Consider the following 24,390-nt stretch of genomic DNA (forward strand, 5'->3'; position numbering starts at 1 on the left):
TCCGGTTTCATCACGGCGCGCTTAGGACTTCACGTAATTGGCTGAATTGTGCTTTTCCAGAACCTCGGAAAAGCGCCGGGCGAACGCATCGTCGGCGAGCTTCTTGCGCCGCTGGATATCCTGGGTCGACAGCATGTTCTTCTCATGCATTTCCAGAAGATCGCCGATATGCGCCTGCGCGGCGGCGCCAATCCCCGCCATGGTCTCTTCCGCGGCGGTATCGACCCGGCTGCCAAGCGTGTTGATCTTGTGCGCCACATCCTGCTGCGCCGCTGTCTTCAAGGAATCCTCCAGCGCCTTGTAAAGCACGATGCGCTGTTCGGTATCGATGGTCAGCTTGTTGATCAGCGTGTTCTGCGCCGCGATCTGGTTGTTGAGCGAATCGACGAAGGTCTGGAACATCGAGGTGTAGCGTTCCAGCGTCTGGCTTTCCGCCAGCAGCTCCTGCTCCTTGGCCTGCCGCTCGTTGTACTCGGTGGCGAGTTTCGACCGCTCGCTTTCAAGATCCGTGCGGGTTTTCTGATCCGTCGATGCAGCGATCCTGTTTTCGATGTCCATCAGCAGCGGGTTGAGCTCCTCGATCCGCTGCTGCGTGGTCTCGAGATTGGCCATTGTCACCTTGCGGCGCTCGATCACCTTGATCAGGCTCGCTTCGGATGTCTTGTAGCGGCTGTCGAGAATGTCCTTCTGGTCCTTCAGGATGCCGGTGATGGTGTCCGATTTTTTCAGAAGCTCCTGCAGATTGCCCGACAGCGACATGTTGCGCACCCGGTCCGAGCGCATCCGCTGCGCCCGCGACTTGGAGAAGATCGCCACGAAACTTTCCAGGCCGGAAAAGCCCTTCATGCTTTCGAATTCGGCACCGAACACATTGGTGGCGTCTTCAAGTCCGATAATCAGGTCGGCGATGTTGGTTTCCATCATCCGCTGCTGGCGCAGGACATCCTGGATGCGGGCATTCTCGATATCGAACTGCGGATCGCCCAGCTCTGCATCGGCTTCAGAAAGCTTCTCCAGCACTACGCCCGACGCCTCGATCTTCGAGCGCATGTCATTGACGACGGAGCGTGTCTTTTCGATTTCTGCATCAAGCGCCTTGATATCGGCCATGTCCAATTCCCCTGTTTTTCCTGCATCACCTGAAAATGACACGCATACAACCCGGTCCAGAAGCGCCGGACACCAAAATCCTACCTAGCACTGGTTCAGTGCTGCGGAAAGCAAACGTAGGTACGAACAAGGCGAAAAAAAAGACCGCTCCCGAAGGAACGGCCTCTGGTCTCGGTGTTGCCGAACCGTTTTACTTGGCTGCGGCAGGATCTTTCAGATAGGCGATAATATCTTCGATATCCTTGTCCTTCTTCAGACCGGCAAAGGCCATCTTGGTGCCCTTCACCACGGCCTTCGGCTTGTGCAGGTACGCGCCCAGCGCCTCGACGGTCCACGTCGGAACCTCGGTTGCATGTTCGGTCATGGCCGGAGAATACTTGTAGTCTTCAACCGAAGCGATCGGACGATCGATGATGTCGACCAGGTGCGGCCCGACCTTGTTCTTCGCTTCAGTCGCCGTGTGGCAGGCGGCGCACTTTTTGAAAATCTTGGCGCCCTTGGCAGCGTCACCATCGGCAAAGGCTGCGGTCGGAACCGAAACAGCAGCCGCGATGACGGCACCGAACAACATGGAATAGGAAATGCGCATAAACTGACTCCGTTCGCTTCTTCAGAGCGCCATCATATAGCCCAGACACCGGCAAGAGCAATGAGCACTTGGTACGCCTGCAGATCTCGGGCTTGGCGAAAACCGATTGGTTGCGGCAGTGAAGTCCGGCGAAATCGCTATTTTGCCGCGTCCGGGTTCATCAAGTCGTCCCAGTGACGGCGACAATACGACACATATTTCTCATTGCCCCCGACCTCGATTTGGGCCCCTTCGCGGATCACCCTGCCCTGATCGTCCATTCGCACGACCATGGTCGCCTTGCGTCCGCATTCACAGATCGTGCGCACTTCCCTCAATTCATCGGCAAGCGCCAGCAGGGCCTCCGAGCCAGGAAACAGCTGGCCGCGGAAATCGGTGCGCAACCCGTAGGTCATCACCGGGATCGACAGCCGGTCAGCCACGCGTGCGAGTTGCCACACCTGCTCCTCGGTGAGGAACTGCGCCTCATCGACAAAAGCGCAGGCAATCGGGCCTTCGGCCTTCAGCGCCTTGAGCGCTTCATACAGATCGTCTTCCGGGCGGAAGGGAATGGCATCGCAGTCAAGCCCGATGCGCGAGGCAATGCGTCCAACGCCGGCACGGTCATCGAAGGCGGCGATGAAGAGCACGGTCCGCATGCCGCGTTCGCGGTAATTGTAGGAGGCTTGCAACAGAAGCGTCGACTTGCCCGCATTCATTGTCGAGTAGCTGAAATAGAGCTTGGCCAAGGCGGATCCCTGCGTTTCACCCGGTTTGCATGATTGTCCGGCCGCGGACCCCGGAACTGCAGCGGCATGATCCCGCTCGCGACGGGATATCTAATGCCTCTGCGCTCCATCGAATTCCACCCCTCTGCCACCGCTTTCAACAGCCGTTTTCGCTTTCCCGGCACTTTTCGGCGGCTTTCCGGGTTGAGTTTGGGCCTCAGAGGTGGTTGTTTCTGCGCTCGGAACACGGGAGATACCGACCATGACAAAAAAACTGACAATTGCCTTCGCAGCCCTCATGCTCGCAGGCGCAGCCACCGCGCAGGCGGCTGATCCGGAAACCTGCAAAACAGTTCGCTTCGCCGATGTCGGCTGGACCGACATCCAGGCCACCACAGCCGTCGCCGGCGTTGTTCTCGACGCGCTCGGCTATGAGCAGGACGTTCAGGTGCTGAGCGTGCCGGTGACCTACCAGTCGCTCAAGAACAAGGACATGGATGTTTTCCTCGGCAACTGGATGCCCTCCATGGCCGCAGACGTTCAGCCATTCCTCGACGATGGTTCGGTTGAAACCATTGCCAAGAACCTCGACGGCGCCGGCTACGGCCTCGTTGTCCCGACCTATGCAGCCGAAGCCGGCGTCAAGAGCCTGACCGATATCGGCAAGTTCAAGGACAAGTTCGACGGCAAGATCTACGGCATCGAGCCGGGCAATGACGGCAACCGCATCGTGCTGGAAATGATCGAAGATCCGGCCAATGGCCTTGACGGTTTCGAACTGGTCGAAAGCTCGGAAGCCGGCATGCTCTCGCAGGCCGAAAAGGCACTCCGGAACGAAGAATGGATCGCATTCCTCGGCTGGACCCCGCATCCGATCATGGGTGAAATGCCGATTGCCTATCTCGACGGCATGGGCGATTCCGGCTTTGGCGCCGCCACCGTGCACACCAATGTGCGCGCCGGTTACACCACCGAATGCCCGAACGTCGGAAAGCTGGTCAAGAACCTGTCGTTCTCGCTGTCGATGGAAAACAAGATCATGGATGACATCCTCAAGGGTGAAGATGCCAATGATGCCGGTCTTGCATGGCTGAAGGCGAACCCGGACGCGGTCACACCCTGGCTTGAAGGCGTGACAACCTTCGACGGTGGCGATGCCGTTGCCGCTGTCAAAGCCAAGCTCGGCATGTAATACTTGTTGACTGAAATCGGATCCGGGGCTGCATAATGCGGCCCCGGATCATGACGTATGCCGGGGGACAAGACATGGATGGAATGGCGGATTTTATCACCGCGTGGAAAATTCCGGTCGGAAAATGGGGCAAGAGCTTCTTCAATTTCCTGACCGACAATTTCGAGTTCGTCTTTGACGCCATCGCAGACACCCTCAAGTTCCTGCTCGACTCTATGATCGACGGGTTGTTGTGGCTGCCGCCCCTGCTCCTGGTTCTTGCCATTGCACTGATCGGCTGGCGCATCCAGAAATCCTGGAAGCTGGCGCTCGGCATCGTTCTCGGCCTGGTCTTCATCATCAACCAGGGCCTCTGGAAGGAAACCGTCGAGACCCTCGTCCTGGTGATTTCCGCGGCCTTCATGTCCATGCTCATCGGCGTGCCGATCGGCATCTGGCTGGCGCACAGGCCAAGGCTTTACACCTATTTGCAGCCGGTCCTCGATCTGATGCAGACGATGCCGACCTTCGTCTACCTGATCCCGGTGCTCATCCTTTTCGGCCTCGGCCTCGCGCCCGGCCTGCTGGTCACCATCATCTTTGCATCCCCTGCCCCGATCCGGCTCACCTATCTCGGCATCACCTCGGTACCCAAACCGATGGTCGAAGCCGGCATGGCATTTGGCGCCTCGCCGCAGCAGTTGCTGAGAAAAGTCGAGCTGCCCGCAGCCCTGCCGACCATCATGGCGGGCCTCACCCAGTGCATCATGCTGTCGCTGTCGATGGTGGTGATCGCGGCACTGATCGGCGCCAACGGCCTCGGCAAGCCCGTGGTTCGCGCGCTCAACACCGTCAACATCCCGCTCGGGCTTGAAGCCGGTATCGCCATCGTCATTCTCGCCATCATTCTCGACCGCATCTGCCGGGTACGCATTGGAGCCACGTCATGAGCCTGGGTGCTGATCGCGGCTCGGTCCGCATTGACAACGTCTCCATCATCTTCGGAGACAACACCGAAGAGAGCCTGGCGCTGGCCGATGCGCGCAAGTCCCGCACCGAGATCCAGGAGATCACCGGCGACGTTCTCGGCGTGCACGATTGCACCGTCGACATCAACGAGGGTGAAATTCTCGTCCTTATGGGACTGTCGGGCTCCGGCAAATCCACGCTTCTGCGCGCCATCAACCGGCTCAATCCGATCAGCCGCGGCACGCTGATCGTCGAATGCGGCGACGAGACATTCGATGTAGGCGCTTGCGACGACAAGCTGCTCAAGCAGTTACGCATGGACACCGTCTCGATGGTGTTTCAGCAATTCGGCTTGCTGCCCTGGCGGTCGGTTGCCGACAATGTCGGCTTCGGCCTGGAAATTTCCGGCGTGCCCAAGAAGGAACGCGATCAGCGCGTCGCCGAACAGCTCGAACTCGTCGGCCTTTCCGACTGGTCCGAGCGGATGGTGGCGGAACTCTCCGGCGGCATGCAGCAGCGTGTCGGCCTCGCCCGCGCCTTCGCCACCGGTGCGCCGATCCTGCTGATGGACGAGCCGTTTTCCGCGCTCGATCCGCTGATCCGGACAAGGCTGCAGGATGAACTGCTCGAGCTTCAATCACGGCTCGGCAAGACCATCGTCTTCGTCAGCCATGACCTCGACGAGGCCATGAAACTCGGCAACCGCATCGCCATCATGGAAGGCGGGCGCATCATCCAGTGCGGCACCCCGCGCGAAATCGTCAATTCGCCGACAAATGAATACGTCGCCGATTTCGTCGCCAACATGAACCCGATTGCCATGCTCACCGCGCGCGACGTGATGAGCCCGGGCAAGCCGGATGCGTCGCGCGGCCAATCGCCGCTGTCGGCCTCTGTCAAACCCGATACGCCGCTCGAAGAGGTCATGGAGGCCCTTGCCCGCCGCAACGGGACAATCGGCGTTATTGACAAAGGCGCGGTGACAGGTTCCATCACAGCCGACGATATCATTCGTGGTCTGACGCGGCACCGCCGCACAGATGTATGAGTTAGAGACAAACATATTAGTGCATTCAGGGAGATCGGAATATGGACGTTAAGGGCAAAGCCGCCATTGTGACAGGTGGAGGCTCAGGCCTCGGTGCGGCGACCGCACGGGCATTGGCAAAGGCCGGCGCGAAGGTTTCGCTGCTTGATGTAAACTTGGAGCAGGCCCAGAAAGTGGCTGCCGAAATCGGCGGCAAGGCCATTGCCTGCGACGTCTCCAATGCGGCAGCCGCCGAGGCCGCGCTGGCTGAAGCCGCCGAAGCCAATGGCGAAGCCCGGATCCTGATCAACTGCGCCGGCATTGCACCCGCCGTCCGCGTTGTCGGCCGCGAAGGCCCGCATGATCTCGAGGTCTTCCGCAAGGTCATCGAGGTCAACCTGATCGGCAGCTTCAACATGCTGCGGCTTTTTGCCGACCGCGCTTCCAAGCTCGAGCCGCTGGCTGACGGCGAACGCGGCGTGGTGATCTCGACCGCCTCCGTTGCAGCCTTTGACGGCCAGATCGGCCAGGCCGCCTATTCCGCCTCCAAGGGCGGTGTCCACGCCATGGCACTGCCGATTGCCCGTGAAATCGCACGCTTCGGCATCCGGGTGATGACCATCGCGCCGGGCATCTTCGCAACACCGATGCTGCTCGGCATGCCGCAGGAAGTCCAGGACAGCCTTGGCGCCTCGGTGCCGTTCCCGTCCCGCTTGGGGCAGCCGGAAGAATACGCAAGCCTGGCCATGCACATCATCGACAATGTGATGCTCAACGGCGAGACGATCCGCCTCGATGGCGCAATCCGGATGGCTCCGAAGTAAGGAGCGGCCGATTTCGATGAAGGAACCGGTCAAGACCATTCGTGACACGGATGAGGAGGCGCGGCGTCTTGCGCGCCGCCTTGTCCGTGGCGCACGTTTTGGTGCCATCGCCGTGCTTGAACCTGGCACAGGCTTTCCTTTTGCCAGCCGGGTTCTGACCGGAACAGATATCGATGGCACGCCCTTGATCCTGGTCTCGGCTCTCTCCGTTCACACCGGCGCGCTGACCGCTGATCCGCGGGCATCACTGCTGTTCGGAGAACCGGCCAAGGGCGACCCGCTTGCCCATCCGCGGATTACGGTGCGCACCCGGGCGGAACGCGTTGCGCGCGACGACCCGGCCCATGCCCGCCTGCGTACCCGCTTCATAGCCCGGCATCCCAAAGCCGCGCTTTATGCTGACTTTCCAGATTTTGCGTTTTTCCGCATGGTCCCCGAATCAGCAAGCCTGAATGGCGGTTTCGGCAAGGCCTTCGTGCTCGACGCGTCTGATCTGCTGATCCAGTCGCCAGCCATCGCCGAAGTCGCGGAAATCGAGCCCGGCGCCATTGAGCATATGAACGCCGATCACCCCGATTCCGTCGATAGCTACGCCAGAATTCACGGAAAATCGAAGCGAACGGGTTGGAAAGTCTGCGGAATTGACTGCGCGGGCCTCGACCTGGCCAATGGCGATGAAATCCTGCGCATCGAATTCGACACCCCGTTGCAACAGGCGTCGGGGCTGCGTGCAAAGTTTTCCGAACTCTCGCGTACGCTATTAGAAAATAGGGGTGTACATTGACCGTTTTATAGTTGAAATATGTGGGGAGACATTTTTTTGAGTATTTGGATTAATTTATTGAAGACCGCCATGGGCGGGGGGGCTATGGAAGATAACAATGATTGACACGCACCGTCTGGAAACACACTCCGAGGAAGCCGCAGACCTTTTGGCAGCCATGGGCAATCAGAAGCGGATGATGATTCTCTGCAACCTTGCCAACGGAGAAATGCAGGTTGGTACACTCGCGGAGAAGGTTGATTTGAGCCAGTCCGCCCTGTCCCAGCACTTGGCCAAACTGAGAACGCGGCAACTGGTCAAGACCCGCCGCGAGGCACAGGCGGTGTACTATTCGATCAACTCGGATTCCGTTCTGCAGATGCTGCGGACTTTGACCAGCATCTATTCCAACTAAAGCCTCATAGCTGATCCGGAAATCGGGGTGCCAAACATCAGGTGCGGCGCTTGACGATGCCACTGGCCCGTCCCCATATGGGGGCGGAAAGGATCATGCTCATGACTATTTCAATACAGATTGACGGCATGCATTGCGATGGATGCGTGCGCTCCGTCGAGAAGGCCGCAAGCTCGGTCGAAGGCGTTTCAAACCTCTCGGTCAACCTCGAGAACGGCAAGCTGACTGCCGACATCGCCAGGCCGGAACTCATCGATAAGCTCAAGGGTGTTATCGAGGATTGCGGTTTCGACGTGACCGGCGTCACGGCCTGATGCTGATCAAATGACCGCCAAACCTGACCATGTGACTTTTGATATTTCGGGCATGACCTGCGCCAGCTGTTCGGCACGCGTGGAGAAGGTGCTTTCACGTCAACCGGGCGTGGCCCAGGCACACGTCAATCTGGCGCTCGAGCGCGCGGACATCGAGGGCGACGGTCTCGATCCGTCCGAACTGGCCGAGGCCATCGGGCGTGCCGGTTTCGGCGCCGTATTGCGCCGCGACGATTTTGCAGCCCACCGCGACGCCGATGAAGCCCAGGCGGCAACCCGGCGCGCCGACGAGCGGCAGACATTGCTGCGCCTGGTGATCTCAGCCCTGCTGACCCTGCCTATCGTCATCGGCATGTTGCCAATGATGACCGGGCTTGGCGAAGCGTGGATTTCACCGGTCTGGCAGGCGCTGCTGGCCACCGGTGTGATGGCCGTCTCGGGCAGCCGCTTCTGGCGTGAGGCCTTCGGCGCCCTGCGCGGCGGATCGGCCAACATGGCCGTGCTGGTCAGCCTTGGCACCGGGGTCGCCTACTTCTGGTCCCTGTGGGTCATGATCCGCGGCTGGGGCGACCCCCACGCCGGTCACGGACAGTCGATGGCCTCGCATCTCCACTTTGAAGCCGCTGCCGTTGTGCTGACGCTGATCATGCTGGGCAAATATCTTGAAGCCCGCGCCAAATCCGGTGCCGCCGGCGCATTGCGCGCCCTCGGCCGGCTGCAGCCCGACACGGCCGAGCTGAAGACATTGAGCGGATCGGTCCGCACTGTCCCGGTCGAACGCCTCGCGGTCGGCGACGTCATCATCATCCGGCCGGGCATGCGGGTTGCCGCCGACGGCGTGATCCTGACCGGAAGCTCCTCGCTCGACGAAGCCATGGTCACCGGCGAAAGCATGCCGGTTTCGCGCGGACCTGGCGATCCGGTCATCACCGGCACCACCAACACGGACGGCGTGCTGGAAGTCGAGGTGACCGCCGCAGGCGCTGACACCAGGCTTGCCCGCATGACCCGGCTGGTCGAGGAGGCCCAGACAGGCCATGCGCCGGTGCAGAAGCTCGTCGACCGAATTTCCGCGGTCTTCGTTCCCCTTATCCTGGTCATTGCCGTGGTGACGTTTGCAGGCTGGATGCTGACAGGCGCCGACTTTGAAACCGCCATGGTCGCCGCCGTCGCCGTTCTGGTCATCGCCTGCCCCTGCGCCCTCGGCCTTGCCACTCCGACCGCCCTCGTCGCCGGGACGGGTGCCGCCGCAAAGGCAGGCATTCTGATCCGCGATATCGAGACGCTCGAACGCGCCACCGACATAAGGCTCGTGGCCTTCGACAAGACCGGGACCCTGACCATGGGAACGCCGGAAGTTGCCGGCCTCTATCCTGTCGCAGGCACAAGCCCGAACGAACTGCTCCGTCTTGCCGGCTCGGTCGAAACCGGAAGCGAACACCCGCTTGGCCGCGCCATCCTTGCCCATGCCGATGAGGCAGGCATCCCGATTACACCTGCATCCGGCATCCGCGCCGTCCCCGGCCGCGGGCTGGAAGGAATGAATGGCGCACTCAAGATACGGGTCGGGTCCGAGCGTTTTCTCATGGAAGCCGGCATCGATACCAGCGCTGCAGATGCAACCGGCGTCCGCGATGAAACCGGAACATTGGCTTGGGTTGCGGAAGCCGACCGGCTGATCGGCGTCATCCGCCTGGCCGACAAGCTCCGCCCGCAAACCCGCCAGGCGCTTGCCGATCTGGCTGCCAGGGGTCTGACCACTGTGATGCTGACCGGCGACAACGAGGCCACGGCCAGGTCGATTGCCGCCGAAGCCGGCGTGTCCGATGTCCGCGCCGGATTGCTGCCCGGCGAAAAGCTCGACGTCATCCGTGAACTGGCAAAAAGCACCGGCGGTCATGTCGCCTTTGTCGGCGACGGCCTGAATGATGCGCCAGCGCTCGCCGCAGCCAATCTCGGCATTGCAATGGCCGGCGGAGCCGACGCAGCCCGTGAAGCGGCCGCCATCACGCTGATGCGGCCCGATCTTCGGCTGGTGTCTGCGGCTCTGGATGTCGCAGCGAAAACCCGGCGAACCATACGGCAAAACCTTGGTTGGGCCTTCATCTACAATCTGATCGGCATTCCGCTGGCCGCTTTCGGCATCCTGCCACCTGTCTTTGCAGGTGCCGCGATGGCGTTTTCCTCGGTCAGCGTCGTGACCAATTCCGCCCTGATGGCACGATGGAAACCACGCTTTTCAAAGGGCTGATCCGTGTTTTCGTTGATGTTTGAAAAGAAAAAGCCCGCCTCCTGAGAGACGGGCTTTTCTGGTTTTACCTGATCCAGTGATCCGGTCGCGTTGGTCCGCTCAGAACTCTTCCCAGCTGTCCTGCGCCACAGCCGCATTTCCCTGGCTGCGCATTTGTGGCCGGGCGGCAGGCTGACGGCTCTCGGACTGGACCGCCTTCGCCATCGTCCGGGCTGTCTGCTGCAGCACAGCCGATTGCGCGGTGGCCGAGCCGTCGATGGTGAACTGCGAGATCAGCTCACGCAATTTGCCCGCTTCAGCGGCCAGTTCGGCGGAGGCCGCGTTGGATTGTTCCACCATCGCTGCGTTCTGCTGGGTGGTCTGGTCCATCGAGTTGACCGCCTGGTTGACTTCGGACAGGCCGGTGGACTGTTCCTTGGCCGAAACCGCGATCGCATCCATGTGGGTGTTGATGTCGGTGATGAAGCCACCGATGGTACGAAGCGCCTCGCTTGCCCTGCGGACGAGATCCACGCCGCTGGAAACTTCCGTCGAGGAGTTCTCGATGAGCTCCTTGATTTCCTTGGCCGCATTGGCCGAACGCTGGGCCAGCTCACGCACTTCCTGGGCGACAACCGCAAATCCCTTGCCGGCTTCACCGGCGCGCGCGGCCTCGACGCCTGCATTCAGCGCCAGCAGGTTTGTCTGGAAGGCAATCTCGTCGATCACGCCAATGATGTTCGAGATCTGCTTCGAGCTTTCTTCAATCCGCCGCATCGCCTCTTCGGCCTGGCCGACGACTTCGGAAGACTGGCTGGCCGACGAATTGGCCTGCGAGGCCACGCCGCGCGCTTCTTCCGTGCGCTGGGTGGAATTGACCACGTTGGAGGTAATCTCCTCGACGGCGGCTGCCGTTTCTTCCAGTGCAGCAGCCTGGCGCTCCGTGCGCTTTGCCAGGTCATCCGTGCCGTTGGCGATTTCACGGGTCCCGGTTTCCATCATCGAGACACTTTCGGTGATCGCACCCATCGTCGAGCTCAACTGCCGGACCGACTGGTTGAAGTCATGCCGCAAGGCTTCGAAGTCAGGCGCAAAGGGCTCATCGAGCTGGAAGGAAAGGTCGCCGGCAGCAAGTCTCTGCAGGCCTGCGGCGAGACCGGACGTGGCGACTTTCAGGCGGGCTGCGGCATCTGCCTCTGCCTTTTCCTGCGCCGCAATACGGTCCGCTTCGGCCTGTTTCCTGTTTTCTTCTGCTTCGGCCTGCAGTCGCTGGTTGGCAATGCCTGCTTCGCGGAACACCTGCATGGCTTCAGCCATCTTGCCGATCTCGTCCTTGCCGCCCTTGTCGATGCTCACATCGAGTTCGCCATTGGCGAGACGTGTGGTCACATCGGCCAGGCGGCCGAGCGGACGGGAGACAAGCTGGAAGTTCAACAGGCCCATCCCGGCAGCCACCAGCGCAACAATGATCGATGCAGCCATGGCGATGAATTCAACAGTGGAAAGTGCATCCATCTGATCCGAAGACGCAGCCTGGGACTCAGCCCGGATATCGTCCGTTACGGTTCCGATTTTCGCATCAAAATCACTCAGCAGCTTTGCGCCTTCGCCGGTCAGTTCCAGCACCCGTGCCAGTTCCACGGTCATCGGGTCACGCATGAGCGTGATTTGCCGTTCGACCACAGATGTGCGCCAGTCGCCGATGATGGCCGCGGCTTCTGTCAGCTTCGGGACATTGTTGGCGGAATGGTCGGAATAGACCGTGCCGAGGTCAGCAACAAGCGTGTCGATATCCGCGCTGATCGACTTGTATTTCGTCACGAAATCCCGGTTGCCTGTCAGCAGGAAGTTTTTCAGGGCAAGATTGGCCTGATTGACATTGTCAGTCAGTTTGGAGGTCTGGTTCAGCAGCTCGCCCATTGTGTGGCTATGCTCGACAAGATGGGTTGCGGTAACCACCCGGGAATAGATGAAGCCGGAGGCCGAAATCGCGATCAGGGCCAGGATAGCGAACGCTGCAAACCCCTTTGTGCTGACAGATATGTTCTTGAGCATTTTAAACGTCCTGTTGTGTCTTGGGTGTCGTTGCCTGGGATTCGCAGGGTTTCACGACGCGGTTGTCACCGGGAATTGTTATGCGCCTGCGGCTACGCGGCGCTCGAGTTCCGTCAGATTGACTTCCATGGTGACGGCACCGATGGATTTTCCGGAATCGGTCAATGTGAAACTGACCTGGCCGCGCCAGATCTTGTTTTCATCATCCCATTCAGGCTCGTCGATGAACAACGCATCACCGGACACATCGTAGGTTTTCTGGAACTTGGCTTCGTCACCCTGCCAGAAATCGCCGGTGATGGAGCTCTGGCCGACATTGAGACCATTGTGGTCCATCACGAAGATCTCGGCATAAAGACCAAGCGACTTGCCCTGCAGCCGGGTCAGATAGACCGAAAGAGGGTTGGACAGCGTCGCCGCAATCAACGGCTTGTCATCGCTTTCGCGTTCTGCGCGCCACTGAGTGTCCAGCGCGTCGATCTGGTCCTGGGGAAGCTTCTGGAGACGTTCATTCTGCGCGCCGACCGAGATTCGCACGATATCCGTATCGATCCAGTGACGCATTTCCTCCACCACTGACGGGGTGATAAGGCTTTGAATGTCGGGTTTGGCTGGTTCCGCCCATGCAGGCGAAATCATCACGCTGCTGACAGCTGCGACGGTGAGTATGCTTCGTATAGTGGCCATTGTTGTCTCCTCCTAAGCAACAATTGGACCTACTTTTTTAAAAGATGGTTAAATATAAATTCTTTTCTATTAGCGTTGAATAAAAAACGCATGTGCAATCACGACAACCTGGCTGCCAGGACAGCAATTATCCTGCAGAGCTTCAAAGGGACAATCGGGGCAAACATCGTGAGGCAATCAAGGCAGACGGGCGTCATCCGGCGAAGACAACGCCCGTCAAGCGACGGCAGGGGATCCCCCTGCCTTGCCGCCGGTCGATGGCGAAAATGACCACCTAATCTTGCACCGGCCTTGCGTCACAAAACCGCTCCCTTGTGGCAGCGTCCCTGTCGTGCCATTGGAAGGCGAAAACGAGAAGGAGCAGGCCATGAAGCACAAGATCATTATCGACACCGATCCCGGCATCGACGACGCCATGGCCATTGCCTATGCCGTCGCCCATCCCGACATCGAGCTTTTGGCCCTGACCACCATTTTCGGCAATGTCCAGACCCATGAGGCAACCCGCAACGCTTTGGCCCTGCTCGAGCACTGGGGTGTTGCGGCCGACGTGGCAGAAGGCGAGTCCGCGCCGTTGTCCATGCCGGCCAATGAACCAAGCTACCTGGTTCACGGCAGCAACGGCTTCGGCGAAGTCGATATTCCTGCTTCCACCCGCACCAAGCACGCTCTCGATGCGGCCGACTACATCATTGAGGCCAGCAAACGCTATCCCGGCGAGATCACTGTTTGCGCGGTCGGACCGTTGACCAATCTCGCCAGATTGCTTGAGCGCGATCCGGACGTGGTCTCGCGCCTCAAAGCCGTCATCGTCATGGGTGGTGCCGTGCATCGCAAGGGCAATGTCACCCCGGTCGCCGAGGCCAATTTCTGGAATGACCCTGACGCCGCTGATGCCGTCCTGGCGGCCAGGTGGCCACTGGTGCTCGCACCGCTTGATTGCACCATGCCGGTGGTGTTCACGCCTGACTTCATGCAGTCGGTGGCAAAGGAAAACCCGGCCTTGGGAACGCCACTGGCGGCCATGGCCGAATTCTATGCCCGGTTTTACCGGTCGCATCTGGGCATCGGAGGCTGCGTGCCGCATGACGTGATGCCCCTGTCCTGGCTGACGGTTCCGGGCGCCTTCCGCCTGCAAAAGGGTGCGCTGGCCGTTGTCACCGACGGCCCGGCAATAGGCCAGACCCTGTTTCAGCCCGGCGGCACCCAGAGCCGCGCCCGTTGCTTTGACGGAAGACCGGACCATATGGTGATGGTCGACACGGATCCCGACATGTTCCTGGCCGACTACATGATGGTCATGACGCGCCACGCCGGGTGAACCATCTCCCTGTTGGCCCGGTCAACGGAGGAGTGCATGGACAGTTTGAAAAAGGGCGGCCTGGCAGTCGTCATCGGCGGCACCGGCGGGATAGGCGCGGCGATGCTCGAGGCGCTGAACCAGTCAGGTGCATTTTCGGAAACGATTGGGCATTCCCGCACCTCCGAACCGGCGATTGACCTGCTTGATGAGCAGTCCATCATCCGCGCCGCAGACGCCATCAGCAGCAGGCAAGCACAACTTCGCCTGGTGTTTGACGCGACCGGCTTTCTGCATGGAGGCGGCTTCAATCCGGAAAAATCGCTCAATGCCGTCACGCCCGCGCATATGGCCCATGCCTTTGCGGTCAATGCGATGGGACCGGCGTTGTTGATGAAACATTTCCTGCCGCTGCTGGCCCCTGACGGGAAATCCGTCTTTGCCACCCTGTCCGCCAAGGTAGGCTCGATCGCCGATAACCAGCTTGGCGGCTGGTACAGCTATCGCGCGTCCAAGGCAGCGCTCAACCAGTTCGTCCATACCGCGGCGATAGAGCTGGCCCGCCGGAAGCCTGAAGCCGTCTGCGTGGCGTTGCACCCGGGCACCGTTGACACGGGGCTGTCGTCAGCTTTCGCCAAGACCGGCCTCAAGGTGCGCCAACCGGCAGAAGCAGCCGCCTTGCTGATCGCGGCGATGGACCGGCTCGCGCCAGCCCAATCCGGTGGTTTCTTTGATTATCACGGCAAACGGCTGCCCTGGTGACCCAGCCGGTCTTGACTTGCAAAGGCCGGCAATTGCGCCAACAGCAAACCGCCCTTTACCCGGTTTTCATCAGCCCTCCCCTATAAGCGTGTCATGACACAGACCAGAACCATCCGCTGGGGCATTGCCGGCACCGGGGGCATCGCCCGGCGCTTTGCTTCCGACATCGACTTCGCAAAAGGCGCAACCCTGTCGGCGGTCTGCTCCCGCGATTTGTCGAGGGCGCAGGAATTTGCCGCCCGCCATTCAGGCGTCGCCGCCTTTGGCTCGCTGACATCCATGATCGGTTCAGAAGCCGTCGATGCAGTCTACATCGCCACGCCGAACATGGTCCATTACGCGCAAACACTCGAATGCATTGAAGCAGACATCCCGGTACTCATCGAAAAACCGATGACCTCCAGTCTGGATGAAGCTCTGGCAATTCAGCAGGCGGCCGGTGACAAATCCAGCTTCGTCATGGAGGCAATGTGGAGCCGATACCTTCCGGCCATACAGGCTCTGCGTACCGCGCTTCTCGGCGGCTTGATCGGCACTGTCCGCAAGCTCGAGGCGGACATCGCCTGGAAGCGCAATTTCGATCCCAACAGCCGCTTTTTCGATCAGGCCCAGGGCGGCGGCGTGCTTTTGGACCTCGGCATCTACCCGGTTTCCCTGGCGCGCCAGTTTCTCGGTGATCCGGTCAGCGTCGATGGCTCATGGCGCGCAGCACCATCGGGGGTCGATATGGCGGCAACCCTGCACATGCGGTTTCCCGATGCGCAGGCCGAGATCCATTGCGGCTTTGATCGCGAGGGATCAAACCGGTTGGTCATTGAAGGCGACAACGGCGTCGTGGTGATCGCCCCGCCCTTCATAAACGCGGCAGGCTTCTCGGTTTACCCGTCCCGCCGTCTTGCCGATCTGGCTGAGCCGGGTGGCAATACGGTCTCCGCGAGACTCCGCCGCAAACTGTTCGCCCGCCTGCCCTTGCCCGGCAGAAAGCGGCACGACTGCAGTTTTGAGGGCACCGGATTGCAATTCGAGATCGAGGCCGCATCCAACGCCATCCGCCAGGGCCTGACGCAAGAACCTGGCAACACCCTCGATGACACGATTGCCGCCTTGCGCATCATTGAAGCCGTGCGCGAGAAACCACCCGTCACCCGGTAAACCCGGCCTTGGTTCTGGATATCCGGTTCTAGAATCCGGAGCGCGGCTTGAACGGCCCGACACCCTGGCTCATCGCCAGTGCCAGTTCCGTGAGATGCAGCGCTCGCTTGCCGGAAAAGAACGGCGTCTGCCCAGCCGCCAAAGCTTCCGCCATCACGGCAATTCCGCGAGCGAAATCGATCTGCGACGGGAACGCGGGGAGCTTTCCGGCTTTTGCCGGCGCCGGATAGGCGACCGGCCTGCCATGCAGCAGCCTTAGCGGCAGCACCTGCCCGCGACTGCGTTCAAACCGCCCCGCCAGGCGCTGCAACAAAGGCCGCTTGCCATCGAACCGGCTCAGATGCACAGGCGAACGGTCATCCCAGAGATCCCGCACCACGATTGTACCCTCGTCTCCCACAATCGTCAGCGACCGGTCGCGCGGCGCGGCAAGGCCGCAGGTCAGACGCGCGGTCACGCCGGAGCGGAAGGACAGGCACCCGACAGCGAAATCCGGCGCCATGTCAATGCCGGCAGTCCCTGCCCCCTTGTCGGGAAAGGTCAATGCAGAGAATGCCTGGCCTTCTTCGACAGCGCCAAACAGCGACACCAGCCAAGACAGGCCGTAGCCTGCATGCTCCAGCGTGCAGCCGACTTCAAACTCGTGCAGACCCGGCCATTTCGCCCCCGAACGCGAAGCCCATTCCGCCCAGTTGTCCTTGAACACCGGCCCGTCTTCCATCTCGGCATAGGCAAGCCGCGGCTTGCCGATCCGCCCATCCGCGATCAGGCCGGCAACCAGTTTCTGCGCATCCGAAAGACCGTTGGCCGGCGCGCCGCACACCGTCAGCCCCTTGGCCTCGGCCAGCTCGACGACCTCGCGCGCCTCCTCGAACGTCATCCCGAGCGGCTTTTCGCAATAGACGTGCTTGCTCGCATTCAGGGCTGCACAATTGAGCTCGAAATGGCTTTCCGGCGTGGTCAGGTTGACGATGATTGCCGTTTCCGCCTCGCCCAGGCACTCCTCGAGCGATCCATAGGCCGGGACATTGTGAAAGCGGCAGAACTGCGCGAGGCGGTGCGCATCGTGATCCCATACCCCGGCAACCGTGAGCCCGGGATAGTTGGCAAGCGTGGTCATGTAGTAGTCGGCAACGAAACCGGTGCCGACGAATGCGATCTTGGTCATGGGTCTTGGATCCCGGCCTGCTGTCGACTTCAGGCTAGCAGTGCGGTGTTAAGATGGGGTTGCCTTTGGATTCCGCCGGGCCCGGCCTCAAGGCGCGTCGGCCAGGAACGACGCGATCCAGGTCAGCGGCGCATTCCAGTTGATGGCAATTTCGTTGGTTGAGTAGGACCGCGCATCGTCGACGTAGCATGCCTGCGGCGCGCAGCCCTTCAGCTTGCGGATGGCGTAGTCGTCGGCGAGTCCGCTGTTCGGTCCGCCCGCAAGCGCGCCTTTCGGCACCGCCGGATAGGATGGATCGGTCGAGGCCGCGAACATGTTGGAATATTGCCGCTGTGCATAGGTCGTGCCGTAGCCCGTGACATAGGAAATCCCCAGGGCATTGCGCCCGAGAATGTAATCCATGCTTTCGCGCACCGCCTGCAGATAGCGCTTGTCGCCGGTTATGTCATAGGCAGTCGCGACGACGATCATGTTCTGGATCAGCGACTGGTTCGATCCCCAGCCGAATTTTTCGGGACGGTACATGAAGCCAAATGCTTCTTTCCGCTGGTCCTTCAGGTAGCTTTCAGCCGCATCCCTGACCGACACCTGCACCGCCTTCAGATCGCGCTTTGGCAGTTTGGATGGAACCGAGGCGAGCTGCAGCCGGCCGAGCGCGGCAACCGAACGCCAGCTGAAACCGTCTCGCTGAAACACCGGACCGGACCAGTGCGGAGAGGCCTTTGCACGCTCAAGCCAAGCCACGTCGCCGGTACTGAGATACAGTTCGGCCGCCGCCCAGTAGAATTCGTCGCTGACATCGTCGTCCTGATAGTCACCGCCGCCGAAACTTCCATCGGTGTAAGGCGCATAAAGCGCCGGATTGGCCTCTGCCGCCTGGTAGGCGCGGACCGCGGCCGCAAGCAGTTTCTCGGAATAGGGTTTGTCATAACGGGCAAACAGCCGCGCTCCCTGTGCCGCCGCCGCCGCCAGGTTGAGTGTCGCCGCAGTTGAAGGCCGGTGCAGAACCCTGAGTTCACGGTCGCGGTGCGGCAGGATTGGTCCCACGGTCCAGCGGTTGCCGTGCACCTTGTGGTGCGCCATGCCGGCATGGGGTTCGCCGTCGGGCACCGTCATCGACATCAGGAAATCGAGCTCCCAGCGCGCCTCGTCGAGAATGTCCGGAATGCCGTTCCCGGCTTCGGGAATACGAACCAGCCCGTCGGCAAACGCCGGTGACGCGCCTCCGCTGTAGTGAAGCGCCCGTTCGTAAACGCCAAGCAACTGGGCTGCCGCGATACCGCCATTGACGACATATTTGCCGAAATCGCCAGCATCGTACCAGCCGCCCGCGACATTGAGCCGGTAGCCACAGCTCCAGGCTTCGCCGTAAACCTTGCGCGCGGTACGGGTGTCGACGCAGCCGACCGAGGTATCGCCCCGGTTGGGCGCCTTGCCCAGATGCCCTGCCGGCCGGCCATAGCCCTTTCCGGCCAAATCTTCCCGGATCTCGATACCGCTGCGAACCTTGTAGAAATAGCCAAGCGCATCGGCACGCAAGGCGTCATAGGCCGTCGCCGAAATCGAGAACGGCGGACTTGTGTCGTCTCCGACAACAAGCCGGTAGCCCTCGCCCGGTTTCCGGACCCCGCTGAAATCGATGATGTGGACGTCAAGTCCCGAGGATGCATTGCGTCCTTGCGACTTGCTCCACCCGGATGCAACCTGGGCGCTAGAGGCCGAGAGCAGTCGCCACTCGACCCGTCCCTTGTCCTTGCGCACCAGGGTGGCGTGCTTGGGCCCCTTGGGAAAATAGGCATACTGATTGACCCGGATCGCCGATGGCGCATCCGAGGCGGTCTCCGCCGCGGGCTCCTGGCCCGTCTGCAGGGAGGCCGAATGCAGGCAGAAACGCCAGGGGGCGTCCGCGCCGCCAAGCTGGAAGACCAGTTGGGCTTTGGCGTGGGTTTCAGCCGCGGTAAAATCCTCGTTCAGTGTCTGCTTGCCCGCACTCACGGCGCGCGCAATCTCGCCTTCCGCGGTCCATGGCTCCGCCGCCTTCTGCGCCAGCGCGCGCATGGGCCCGCCCGGATCACCCGAAACCGTGACCGACAGCCGGTAACGCTCGCCCTTTTTCAGCACAAGCCCGTTGAACCCGAGGATCGCATCCCATGGCTGGGCCGTGCCACCGGCCACCATGCCGCAAAGCGCGCCGGGCTTATACTCGAACTTGATGTTGGGTGTCGCCCACCATTCACCGGCAAGCGTCGGCTGGCCAAAGCCCGGATCCGGCAACATTTCACTGAATGCGGCGCTCGAGGACATGGCGCTGGCCGCCAGCAAAGCAAGGAGGCCCGTCATGGCCCTGAGGTGCGTCATGGCTGTTTCCGGATTCTGTGATCGGGAAGTGTGACGGCCCTGATGGCCGCAATGCATAAGCTGTTGCAACAAAATTAGGGCGTCGCCATGAACAAAGGCTTAATTGCTCCGGCCTCCATGCCTGTGCCCGGCCTCAGCCCTCCAACCCGACAAACGCCCGGCAAAGCGGGTGATCAGAGTCCGAAAGCCCGTCAATCACATCGAAATGGTGCTTGCCGGCATCTTCATGCATTTTCATCGGGGTCGCAAATCCCCGCCACATCTCGTAGAGCGCCCGGTTCTGGCGCACGAATTCCGGCCGCTCGCTGGCGCCGACCCAGGCCGTGACAGGGATTGGCGCAAGCGGCGTCAGCAGGACCGGGCTTTCAGATTGCGCCTCGGCCGCATCAATCTCCAATGCGTCATTCATCTCCGTTTGCATCAGTGGCCTGAGATCATGAACACCGGAGATGGAAACAACGCCTGCGACACGGCCCAGAACTTCGTCAGACAACAACGGCGCACCGCTGATCAGGCGGGTGACCAGCTGGCCGCCTGCAGAATGACCGGTGAGCCGGATCGGGCCGGGAACCTCCTTCCCCACGAAACTGACAGCCGCGGCAATTTCCCGGGCGATCCCGGTAATGCTGCTGTCCGGACAGAGTGTGTAACTCGGCATTGCAACGGCATATCCGTGCGCCAGCGGACCGGCTGCCAGGTGCGACCAGGTCGACTTGTCGAATGCCTTCCAATAACCGCCATGAACAAAAACCGCGAGGCCCTTGGCCGTGCCTTCCGGCACGAACAGGTCGAGGCGGTTGCGCGGTTCCGGCCCGTAAGCCAGGTCGACACGCGCTCTCCCCGCCTTGTTCAATTGTTCGCGAAAGGCCTCCGCCCTTGCCGCCCAACGCGGCGGAAAATCGGCAGCTCCGGCAATATGGGCGCCGTTCGCATAGGCATCGTCGTAATCGGTGATCGGATAATCTGTCACTGCAAGCTCCTTGGTTGGCGGCATATTTACCGGCCTTTCGCCGAAGCGCAATGTTGAGGCAAAAAGTCAATTTTTGATCATTTGATAAAAAATTTGACCTTTTGATAAAACCGTTTCATTCTTTCCCCACTGCGGCAACGGAGGCGCTGAGGAGTTGCCCCGAAAAAGACCGCAGACGAGGTTCTCGCAACGAGAGGGGTTCTGATGACTGTGTCCGAGACGAGCGATGTGAAGGCAAACCGTCTTTCCAGCGCCGAATATGTCGATAATTTTTCCGACATCCACCCGCCACTGACGCCGCATGAAGCGCTGGTTGAAGCGGACCGCTGCTATTTCTGCTACGACGCGCCGTGCATGACTGCATGCCCGACGTCGATCGATATTCCGATGTTCATCCGCAAGATCCAGGCGGCGAACCCGGTCGGTTCGGCCAAGACCATCTTCGAGCAGAACATCATGGGCGGCATGTGCGCCCGGGTCTGCCCGACAGAAACGCTCTGCGAAGAAGTCTGCGTGCGCGAAACCGCCGAAGGCAAACCGGTCAAGATCGGACTGCTGCAGCGCTATGCGACCGACACCTTCATGGAACGCGAACAGCCCCATCCCTTTACCCGTGCGGCCCCCACCGGCAAGAAGATCGCAGTCATCGGCGCCGGCCCCGCAGGCCTCTCCTGCGCCCACCGGCTTGCCACCCATGGCCACGACGTCACCGTCTACGAAGCCCGTGAAAAGGCCGGCGGCCTCAACGAGTACGGCATTGCCTCCTACAAGACGACCAATGATTTCGCCCAGGATGAGGTCGAATTCATCCTTCAGGTCGGCGGCATCACCATCGAGAACAACAAGGCACTGGGCCGCGATGTCACGCTGGAGCAGCTGACCGCCGATTTCGACGCCGTTTTCCTCGGCCTCGGACTGCCCGGCGTCAATGCGCTGGGTCTCGAGGGAGAGGATGCAGCAGGCGTCATCGACGCTGTCGACTTCATCGGCGTGCTGCGGCAGGCCGGCGATCCGTCACAGATCGAGATTGGCCGCCGTATTGTCGTTATCGGCGGCGGCATGACGGCAATCGATGCCGCCATGCAGTCGAAGCTCTTGGGTGCCGAGGAAGTCACCATCGCCTATCGCCGCGGCCAGGAGCACATGAACGCCTCGCTCTACGAGCAGGAACTGGCCCAGACCCACGGCATTACCATTCGTCATTGGGTGATGCCCAACAGCCTCCATGTCGAAAATGGCGCGGTCACAGCGATCACCCTGGAAAAGACCGCACTGGACGCCGGCGGCAAACTTGCCGGCACCGGGGAGATGGTGACCATCGAAGCCGACCAAGTGTTCAAGGCCATCGGCCAGACACCGGATGCCGCACCGCTGGCCGGTTCGGTCGAACTGGAAAAGGGCCGCATTCGCGTCGATGACCAGCGCCGCACCTCGCACAGCAAGATCTGGGCGGGCGGCGACTGCATTGCCGGTGGCGAAGACCTTACCGTGGTCTCCGTCGAAGACGGCAAGATCGCCGCTGAAAGCATTCACAAAGCCCTGATGGCTTGACGGAGGAGGAAACATAATGGCTGACCTATCCACCAATTTCCTCGGCATCAAATCGCCCAATCCCTTCTGGCTCGCCTCGGCGCCGCCAACGGACAAGGCCTACAATGTCGAACGCGCATTCGAAGCCGGCTGGGGCGGCGTTGTCTGGAAGACCCTTGGCGAAGCCGGTCCTCCGGTCGTCAACGTCAACGGCCCGCGCTACGGCGCGATCTGGGGTCCCGACCGCAGGCTGCTGGGGCTCAACAATATCGAGCTGATCACCGACCGCGATCTCGAGGTCAATCTCAAGGAAATGACCGAGGTCAAGAAGCGCTGGCCGGACCGGGCACTGATCGCCTCGATCATGGTGCCTTGCGAGGAGCAGAGCTGGAAGGCGATCCTGCCGCGTGTCGAGGACACCGGTGCCGACGGCATCGAGCTCAATTTCGGCTGCCCGCACGGCATGAGCGAACGCGGCATGGGCGCAGCCGTTGGCCAGGTGCCAGAATACATCCAGATGGTCGCTGAATGGTGCAAGCAATATTCGAATATGCCTGTCATCGTGAAGCTGACGCCGAACATCACCGACATCCGCTATCCGGCGCGCGCGGCCAAGGCCGGCGGGGCGGACGCCGTGTCGCTGATCAACACCATCTCGTCGATCGTCTCGGTCGATCTCGACAACTTCGCACCGATGCCGACGATTGACGGCAAGGGCTCGCATGGCGGTTATTGCGGCCCGGCGGTCAAGCCGATTGCACTCAACATGGTGGCCGAGATCGCCCGCGATCCGGAAACCCGCGGACTTCCGATCTCCGGAATCGGCGGCGTGCAGACCTGGCGCGATGCAGCCGAATTCATCGCCCTTGGCTGCGGCACGGTGCAGGTCTGCACCGCGGCCATGACCTACGGCTTCAAGATCGTCGAGGAAATGGCGCAGGGCCTGTCCGACTGGATGGACGAGAAGGGTTACGAAACCATCGCTGACTTCCAGGGCCGTGCGGTCCCCAATGTCACCGACTGGCAGTACCTCAACCTCAACTACATCACCAAGGCCAAGATCGATCAGGATCTCTGCATCAAGTGCGGCCGCTGCCACATTGCCTGCGAGGATACCTCGCACCAGGCCATCACATCGATGGTCGACGGCGTGCGGCATTTCGAAGTGATGGATGACGAGTGCGTCGGCTGCAATCTCTGCGTCAATGTCTGCCCGGTCGATGATTGCATCACCATGGTCGAGATGACCGAGGGATCCGACCCGCGCACCGGCCGGCCGATTGATCCGGACTATGCCAACTGGACGACGCATCCAAACAATCCGATGGCCAAACAGGCTGCCGAATAAGCTTTCGCTGTTCGTCTTCCCCATCAGACCGGCCGTGAACAACGGCCGGTCTTTTTGCGTCTATACTGCAAGCTTCTTGCCTCTACAGCTGCTCTCCAACAGCAATGCCCTGTCGAATTAATCTCCGGATTGGTTGTCTCCGGGCTTTCCGGTTGCTATCAAAGTTGCGGGAATGACTGCGCCCGGGGGGAAATCATGAAACTGTATTCTGCACTGGTTCTTCTTGCCTGCCTTGTACTGACGTCCTGTCAGACCTTGTCCAAGGAGGAGTGCGCCGTTGCTGACTGGCGCGTCATTGGTGAACAGGACGGCGCTGCCGGCTATAATCCGCAAGACCGTTTCGCACGGCACGTCAAGGCCTGCACCAAGGCAGGCGTCGCCGCCGACCAGACCGCCTGGTACCAGGGCTATCAGCAGGGCCTGCCCCGCTACTGCACGCCACTCAACGGTCTCAGCGTCGGAAGCCAGGGCAAGAACTACGCCAATGTTTGCCCCGTCAACCTGGAAACCGGATTCCGCGAAGGCTACGATCTGGGCCGGACCCACTACCACAAGAAGCGTGAGATCAATGCTCTGGAAACGCGCGTTCGCAGTCTTGAACAGTCCATCCGCGATGATGAAAGGCTGCTGACGACCGGCGCGGATGACCCGCGCGGTGTGCAACGGAGGATTGACGACAACCGCCGCAACATCCGCGACATGGATCGTGATATCGGTCGGCTCGAATCCGAACTGCGCCGGATCGAAGATGACATGGAAGACTTCCGGTATCGCGCGGTGCCGCAATCGCAGGGCTAGCACCAGCGGCGATTCCGCCGTTATCCGCGACAGACATGGCTTTCGCCTTGACCCGACACCCCCGCCGGGCCAATGAAACCCGACAATTGCTGGCACGTCGTCCCGACACCGCCAGAAACATCGGGTCGTAAGTTCTGCAGATG

Annotated in this window: 22 protein-coding genes; 14 read left to right on the plus strand and 8 right to left on the minus strand. The window is 60.9% G+C overall.

Annotation, left to right across the window (positions count from 1 at the left end):
- Positions 1-21: 21 nt before the first annotated feature.
- From WNY80_RS16875 to WNY80_RS16885, 3 genes are all read right to left on the minus strand, one after another.
- Complete coding sequence (locus WNY80_RS16875; RefSeq protein ID WP_342888575.1) at positions 22-1,110, minus strand: hypothetical protein; 1,089 nt, start codon at positions 1,108-1,110, stop codon at positions 22-24.
- A gap of 190 nt (positions 1,111-1,300) precedes the next feature.
- Positions 1,301-1,699, minus strand: a complete 399-nt coding sequence (locus WNY80_RS16880; protein ID WP_342888576.1) for a cytochrome c family protein — start codon at positions 1,697-1,699, stop codon at positions 1,301-1,303.
- A 137-nt stretch (positions 1,700-1,836) separates the two neighbouring features.
- On the minus strand, positions 1,837-2,427 hold the full coding sequence (locus WNY80_RS16885; protein ID WP_342888577.1) for a thymidine kinase: 591 nt from the start codon (positions 2,425-2,427) through the stop codon (positions 1,837-1,839).
- 241 nt (positions 2,428-2,668) lie between these two features.
- Here WNY80_RS16885 and choX point away from each other — a divergent pair, with 241 nt between their 5' ends.
- The 8 genes from choX (at position 2,669) to WNY80_RS16925 (ending at position 10,140) form a co-directional block, all read left to right on the plus strand.
- Positions 2,669-3,598, plus strand: a complete 930-nt coding sequence (choX, locus tag WNY80_RS16890; RefSeq protein ID WP_342888578.1) for a choline ABC transporter substrate-binding protein — start codon at positions 2,669-2,671, stop codon at positions 3,596-3,598.
- 74 nt (positions 3,599-3,672) lie between these two features.
- A complete protein-coding gene (choW, locus tag WNY80_RS16895; protein ID WP_342888579.1) occupies positions 3,673-4,527 on the plus strand; it encodes a choline ABC transporter permease subunit in 855 nt (284 codons plus the stop codon).
- Complete coding sequence (choV, locus tag WNY80_RS16900) at positions 4,524-5,594, plus strand: choline ABC transporter ATP-binding protein (RefSeq protein WP_342888580.1); 1,071 nt, start codon at positions 4,524-4,526, stop codon at positions 5,592-5,594. The genes choW and choV overlap by 4 nt, the downstream gene beginning before the upstream one ends.
- A gap of 41 nt (positions 5,595-5,635) precedes the next feature.
- The gene (locus tag WNY80_RS16905; protein ID WP_342888581.1) at positions 5,636-6,397 is read left to right on the plus strand and encodes an SDR family NAD(P)-dependent oxidoreductase; all 762 of its coding nucleotides are present in this window, start codon (positions 5,636-5,638) and stop codon (positions 6,395-6,397) included.
- A gap of 16 nt (positions 6,398-6,413) precedes the next feature.
- Positions 6,414-7,181, plus strand: a complete 768-nt coding sequence (locus WNY80_RS16910; protein ID WP_342888582.1) for a DUF2470 domain-containing protein — start codon at positions 6,414-6,416, stop codon at positions 7,179-7,181.
- A 97-nt stretch (positions 7,182-7,278) separates the two neighbouring features.
- The gene (locus tag WNY80_RS16915) at positions 7,279-7,575 is read left to right on the plus strand and encodes a metalloregulator ArsR/SmtB family transcription factor (RefSeq protein WP_342888583.1); all 297 of its coding nucleotides are present in this window, start codon (positions 7,279-7,281) and stop codon (positions 7,573-7,575) included.
- A gap of 101 nt (positions 7,576-7,676) precedes the next feature.
- Positions 7,677-7,889 (plus strand): heavy metal-associated domain-containing protein, encoded by a 213-nt coding sequence (locus WNY80_RS16920; protein WP_342888584.1) that lies wholly within the window; start codon positions 7,677-7,679, stop codon positions 7,887-7,889.
- 10 nt (positions 7,890-7,899) lie between these two features.
- A complete protein-coding gene (locus tag WNY80_RS16925) occupies positions 7,900-10,140 on the plus strand; it encodes a heavy metal translocating P-type ATPase (RefSeq protein ID WP_342888585.1) in 2,241 nt (746 codons plus the stop codon).
- 99 nt (positions 10,141-10,239) lie between these two features.
- On the opposite strand, the gene WNY80_RS16930 is transcribed toward WNY80_RS16925, so the two are convergent.
- Together WNY80_RS16930 and WNY80_RS16935 are read right to left on the minus strand one after the other, a co-directional pair.
- Complete coding sequence (locus WNY80_RS16930; RefSeq protein ID WP_342888586.1) at positions 10,240-12,174, minus strand: methyl-accepting chemotaxis protein; 1,935 nt, start codon at positions 12,172-12,174, stop codon at positions 10,240-10,242.
- A 78-nt stretch (positions 12,175-12,252) separates the two neighbouring features.
- Complete coding sequence (locus WNY80_RS16935) at positions 12,253-12,861, minus strand: hypothetical protein (RefSeq protein WP_342888587.1); 609 nt, start codon at positions 12,859-12,861, stop codon at positions 12,253-12,255.
- Between the two features lie 367 nt (positions 12,862-13,228).
- On the opposite strand from WNY80_RS16935, the gene WNY80_RS16940 reads away from it, so the two are divergent.
- The 3 genes from WNY80_RS16940 to WNY80_RS16950 all read left to right on the plus strand — a co-directional run bounded on the left by WNY80_RS16940 (position 13,229) and on the right by WNY80_RS16950 (position 16,075).
- Positions 13,229-14,182, plus strand: coding sequence for a nucleoside hydrolase (locus WNY80_RS16940; RefSeq protein ID WP_342888588.1), 954 nt, complete (start codon positions 13,229-13,231; stop codon positions 14,180-14,182).
- A 36-nt stretch (positions 14,183-14,218) separates the two neighbouring features.
- Positions 14,219-14,923, plus strand: a complete 705-nt coding sequence (locus WNY80_RS16945; RefSeq protein WP_342888589.1) for an SDR family NAD(P)-dependent oxidoreductase — start codon at positions 14,219-14,221, stop codon at positions 14,921-14,923.
- A gap of 93 nt (positions 14,924-15,016) precedes the next feature.
- Positions 15,017-16,075, plus strand: coding sequence for a Gfo/Idh/MocA family oxidoreductase (locus tag WNY80_RS16950; RefSeq protein ID WP_342888590.1), 1,059 nt, complete (start codon positions 15,017-15,019; stop codon positions 16,073-16,075).
- A 28-nt stretch (positions 16,076-16,103) separates the two neighbouring features.
- Here the strand turns inward: WNY80_RS16950 and WNY80_RS16955 are convergent, their stop codons facing one another.
- The 3 genes from WNY80_RS16955 to WNY80_RS16965 form a co-directional block, all read right to left on the minus strand.
- Positions 16,104-17,243 carry a Gfo/Idh/MocA family oxidoreductase gene (locus tag WNY80_RS16955; protein WP_342888591.1) on the minus strand — a complete coding sequence of 380 codons (1,140 nt, stop codon included), beginning with the start codon at positions 17,241-17,243 and terminating at the stop codon, positions 16,104-16,106.
- 87 nt (positions 17,244-17,330) lie between these two features.
- On the minus strand, positions 17,331-19,601 hold the full coding sequence (locus WNY80_RS16960) for a glycoside hydrolase family 9 protein (RefSeq protein ID WP_342888592.1): 2,271 nt from the start codon (positions 19,599-19,601) through the stop codon (positions 17,331-17,333).
- Positions 19,602-19,734: 133 nt separating this feature from the next.
- Positions 19,735-20,571 carry an alpha/beta hydrolase gene (locus WNY80_RS16965; RefSeq protein WP_342888593.1) on the minus strand — a complete coding sequence of 279 codons (837 nt, stop codon included), beginning with the start codon at positions 20,569-20,571 and terminating at the stop codon, positions 19,735-19,737.
- 204 nt (positions 20,572-20,775) lie between these two features.
- Between WNY80_RS16965 and WNY80_RS16970 the strand changes: the two genes are divergently transcribed.
- From WNY80_RS16970 to WNY80_RS16980, 3 genes are all read left to right on the plus strand, one after another.
- Positions 20,776-22,122 carry an NAD(P)-dependent oxidoreductase gene (locus tag WNY80_RS16970; protein ID WP_342888594.1) on the plus strand — a complete coding sequence of 449 codons (1,347 nt, stop codon included), beginning with the start codon at positions 20,776-20,778 and terminating at the stop codon, positions 22,120-22,122.
- Positions 22,123-22,138: 16 nt separating this feature from the next.
- Complete coding sequence (gene preA, locus WNY80_RS16975; protein ID WP_342888595.1) at positions 22,139-23,449, plus strand: NAD-dependent dihydropyrimidine dehydrogenase subunit PreA; 1,311 nt, start codon at positions 22,139-22,141, stop codon at positions 23,447-23,449.
- 195 nt (positions 23,450-23,644) lie between these two features.
- Positions 23,645-24,247: a DUF2799 domain-containing protein gene (locus tag WNY80_RS16980; protein WP_342888596.1), complete on the plus strand. Its 603-nt coding sequence runs from the start codon at positions 23,645-23,647 to the stop codon at positions 24,245-24,247.
- Positions 24,248-24,390: the final 143 nt, after the last annotated feature.

It is taken from the genome of Hoeflea sp. AS16, assembly GCF_038900095.1.
GTDB lineage: Bacteria > Pseudomonadota > Alphaproteobacteria > Rhizobiales > Rhizobiaceae > Hoeflea.

Bases quoted from the DNA above. Each gene is read 5' to 3' on its own strand.
- WNY80_RS16940 (WP_342888588.1), top strand. From the start codon at position 13,229: ATGAAGCACAAGATCATTATCGACACCGATCCCGGCATCGACGACGCC.
- WNY80_RS16930 (WP_342888586.1), bottom strand. From the start codon at position 12,174: ATGCTCAAGAACATATCTGTCAGCACAAAGGGGTTTGCAGCGTTCGCT.
- WNY80_RS16905 (WP_342888581.1), top strand. From the start codon at position 5,636: ATGGACGTTAAGGGCAAAGCCGCCATTGTGACAGGTGGAGGCTCAGGC.
- preA (WP_342888595.1), top strand. From the start codon at position 22,139: ATGGCTGACCTATCCACCAATTTCCTCGGCATCAAATCGCCCAATCCC.
- WNY80_RS16925 (WP_342888585.1), top strand. From the start codon at position 7,900: ATGACCGCCAAACCTGACCATGTGACTTTTGATATTTCGGGCATGACC.
- WNY80_RS16980 (WP_342888596.1), top strand. From the start codon at position 23,645: ATGAAACTGTATTCTGCACTGGTTCTTCTTGCCTGCCTTGTACTGACG.
- choV (WP_342888580.1), top strand. From the start codon at position 4,524: ATGAGCCTGGGTGCTGATCGCGGCTCGGTCCGCATTGACAACGTCTCC.
- choW (WP_342888579.1), top strand. From the start codon at position 3,673: ATGGATGGAATGGCGGATTTTATCACCGCGTGGAAAATTCCGGTCGGA.
- WNY80_RS16970 (WP_342888594.1), top strand. From the start codon at position 20,776: ATGACTGTGTCCGAGACGAGCGATGTGAAGGCAAACCGTCTTTCCAGC.
- WNY80_RS16960 (WP_342888592.1), bottom strand. From the start codon at position 19,601: ATGACGCACCTCAGGGCCATGACGGGCCTCCTTGCTTTGCTGGCGGCC.
- WNY80_RS16880 (WP_342888576.1), bottom strand. From the start codon at position 1,699: ATGCGCATTTCCTATTCCATGTTGTTCGGTGCCGTCATCGCGGCTGCT.
- WNY80_RS16910 (WP_342888582.1), top strand. From the start codon at position 6,414: ATGAAGGAACCGGTCAAGACCATTCGTGACACGGATGAGGAGGCGCGG.
- WNY80_RS16950 (WP_342888590.1), top strand. From the start codon at position 15,017: ATGACACAGACCAGAACCATCCGCTGGGGCATTGCCGGCACCGGGGGC.
- WNY80_RS16955 (WP_342888591.1), bottom strand. From the start codon at position 17,243: ATGACCAAGATCGCATTCGTCGGCACCGGTTTCGTTGCCGACTACTAC.
- WNY80_RS16920 (WP_342888584.1), top strand. From the start codon at position 7,677: ATGACTATTTCAATACAGATTGACGGCATGCATTGCGATGGATGCGTG.
- WNY80_RS16945 (WP_342888589.1), top strand. From the start codon at position 14,219: ATGGACAGTTTGAAAAAGGGCGGCCTGGCAGTCGTCATCGGCGGCACC.
- WNY80_RS16915 (WP_342888583.1), top strand. From the start codon at position 7,279: ATGATTGACACGCACCGTCTGGAAACACACTCCGAGGAAGCCGCAGAC.
- WNY80_RS16875 (WP_342888575.1), bottom strand. From the start codon at position 1,110: ATGGCCGATATCAAGGCGCTTGATGCAGAAATCGAAAAGACACGCTCC.
- choX (WP_342888578.1), top strand. From the start codon at position 2,669: ATGACAAAAAAACTGACAATTGCCTTCGCAGCCCTCATGCTCGCAGGC.
- WNY80_RS16935 (WP_342888587.1), bottom strand. From the start codon at position 12,861: ATGGCCACTATACGAAGCATACTCACCGTCGCAGCTGTCAGCAGCGTG.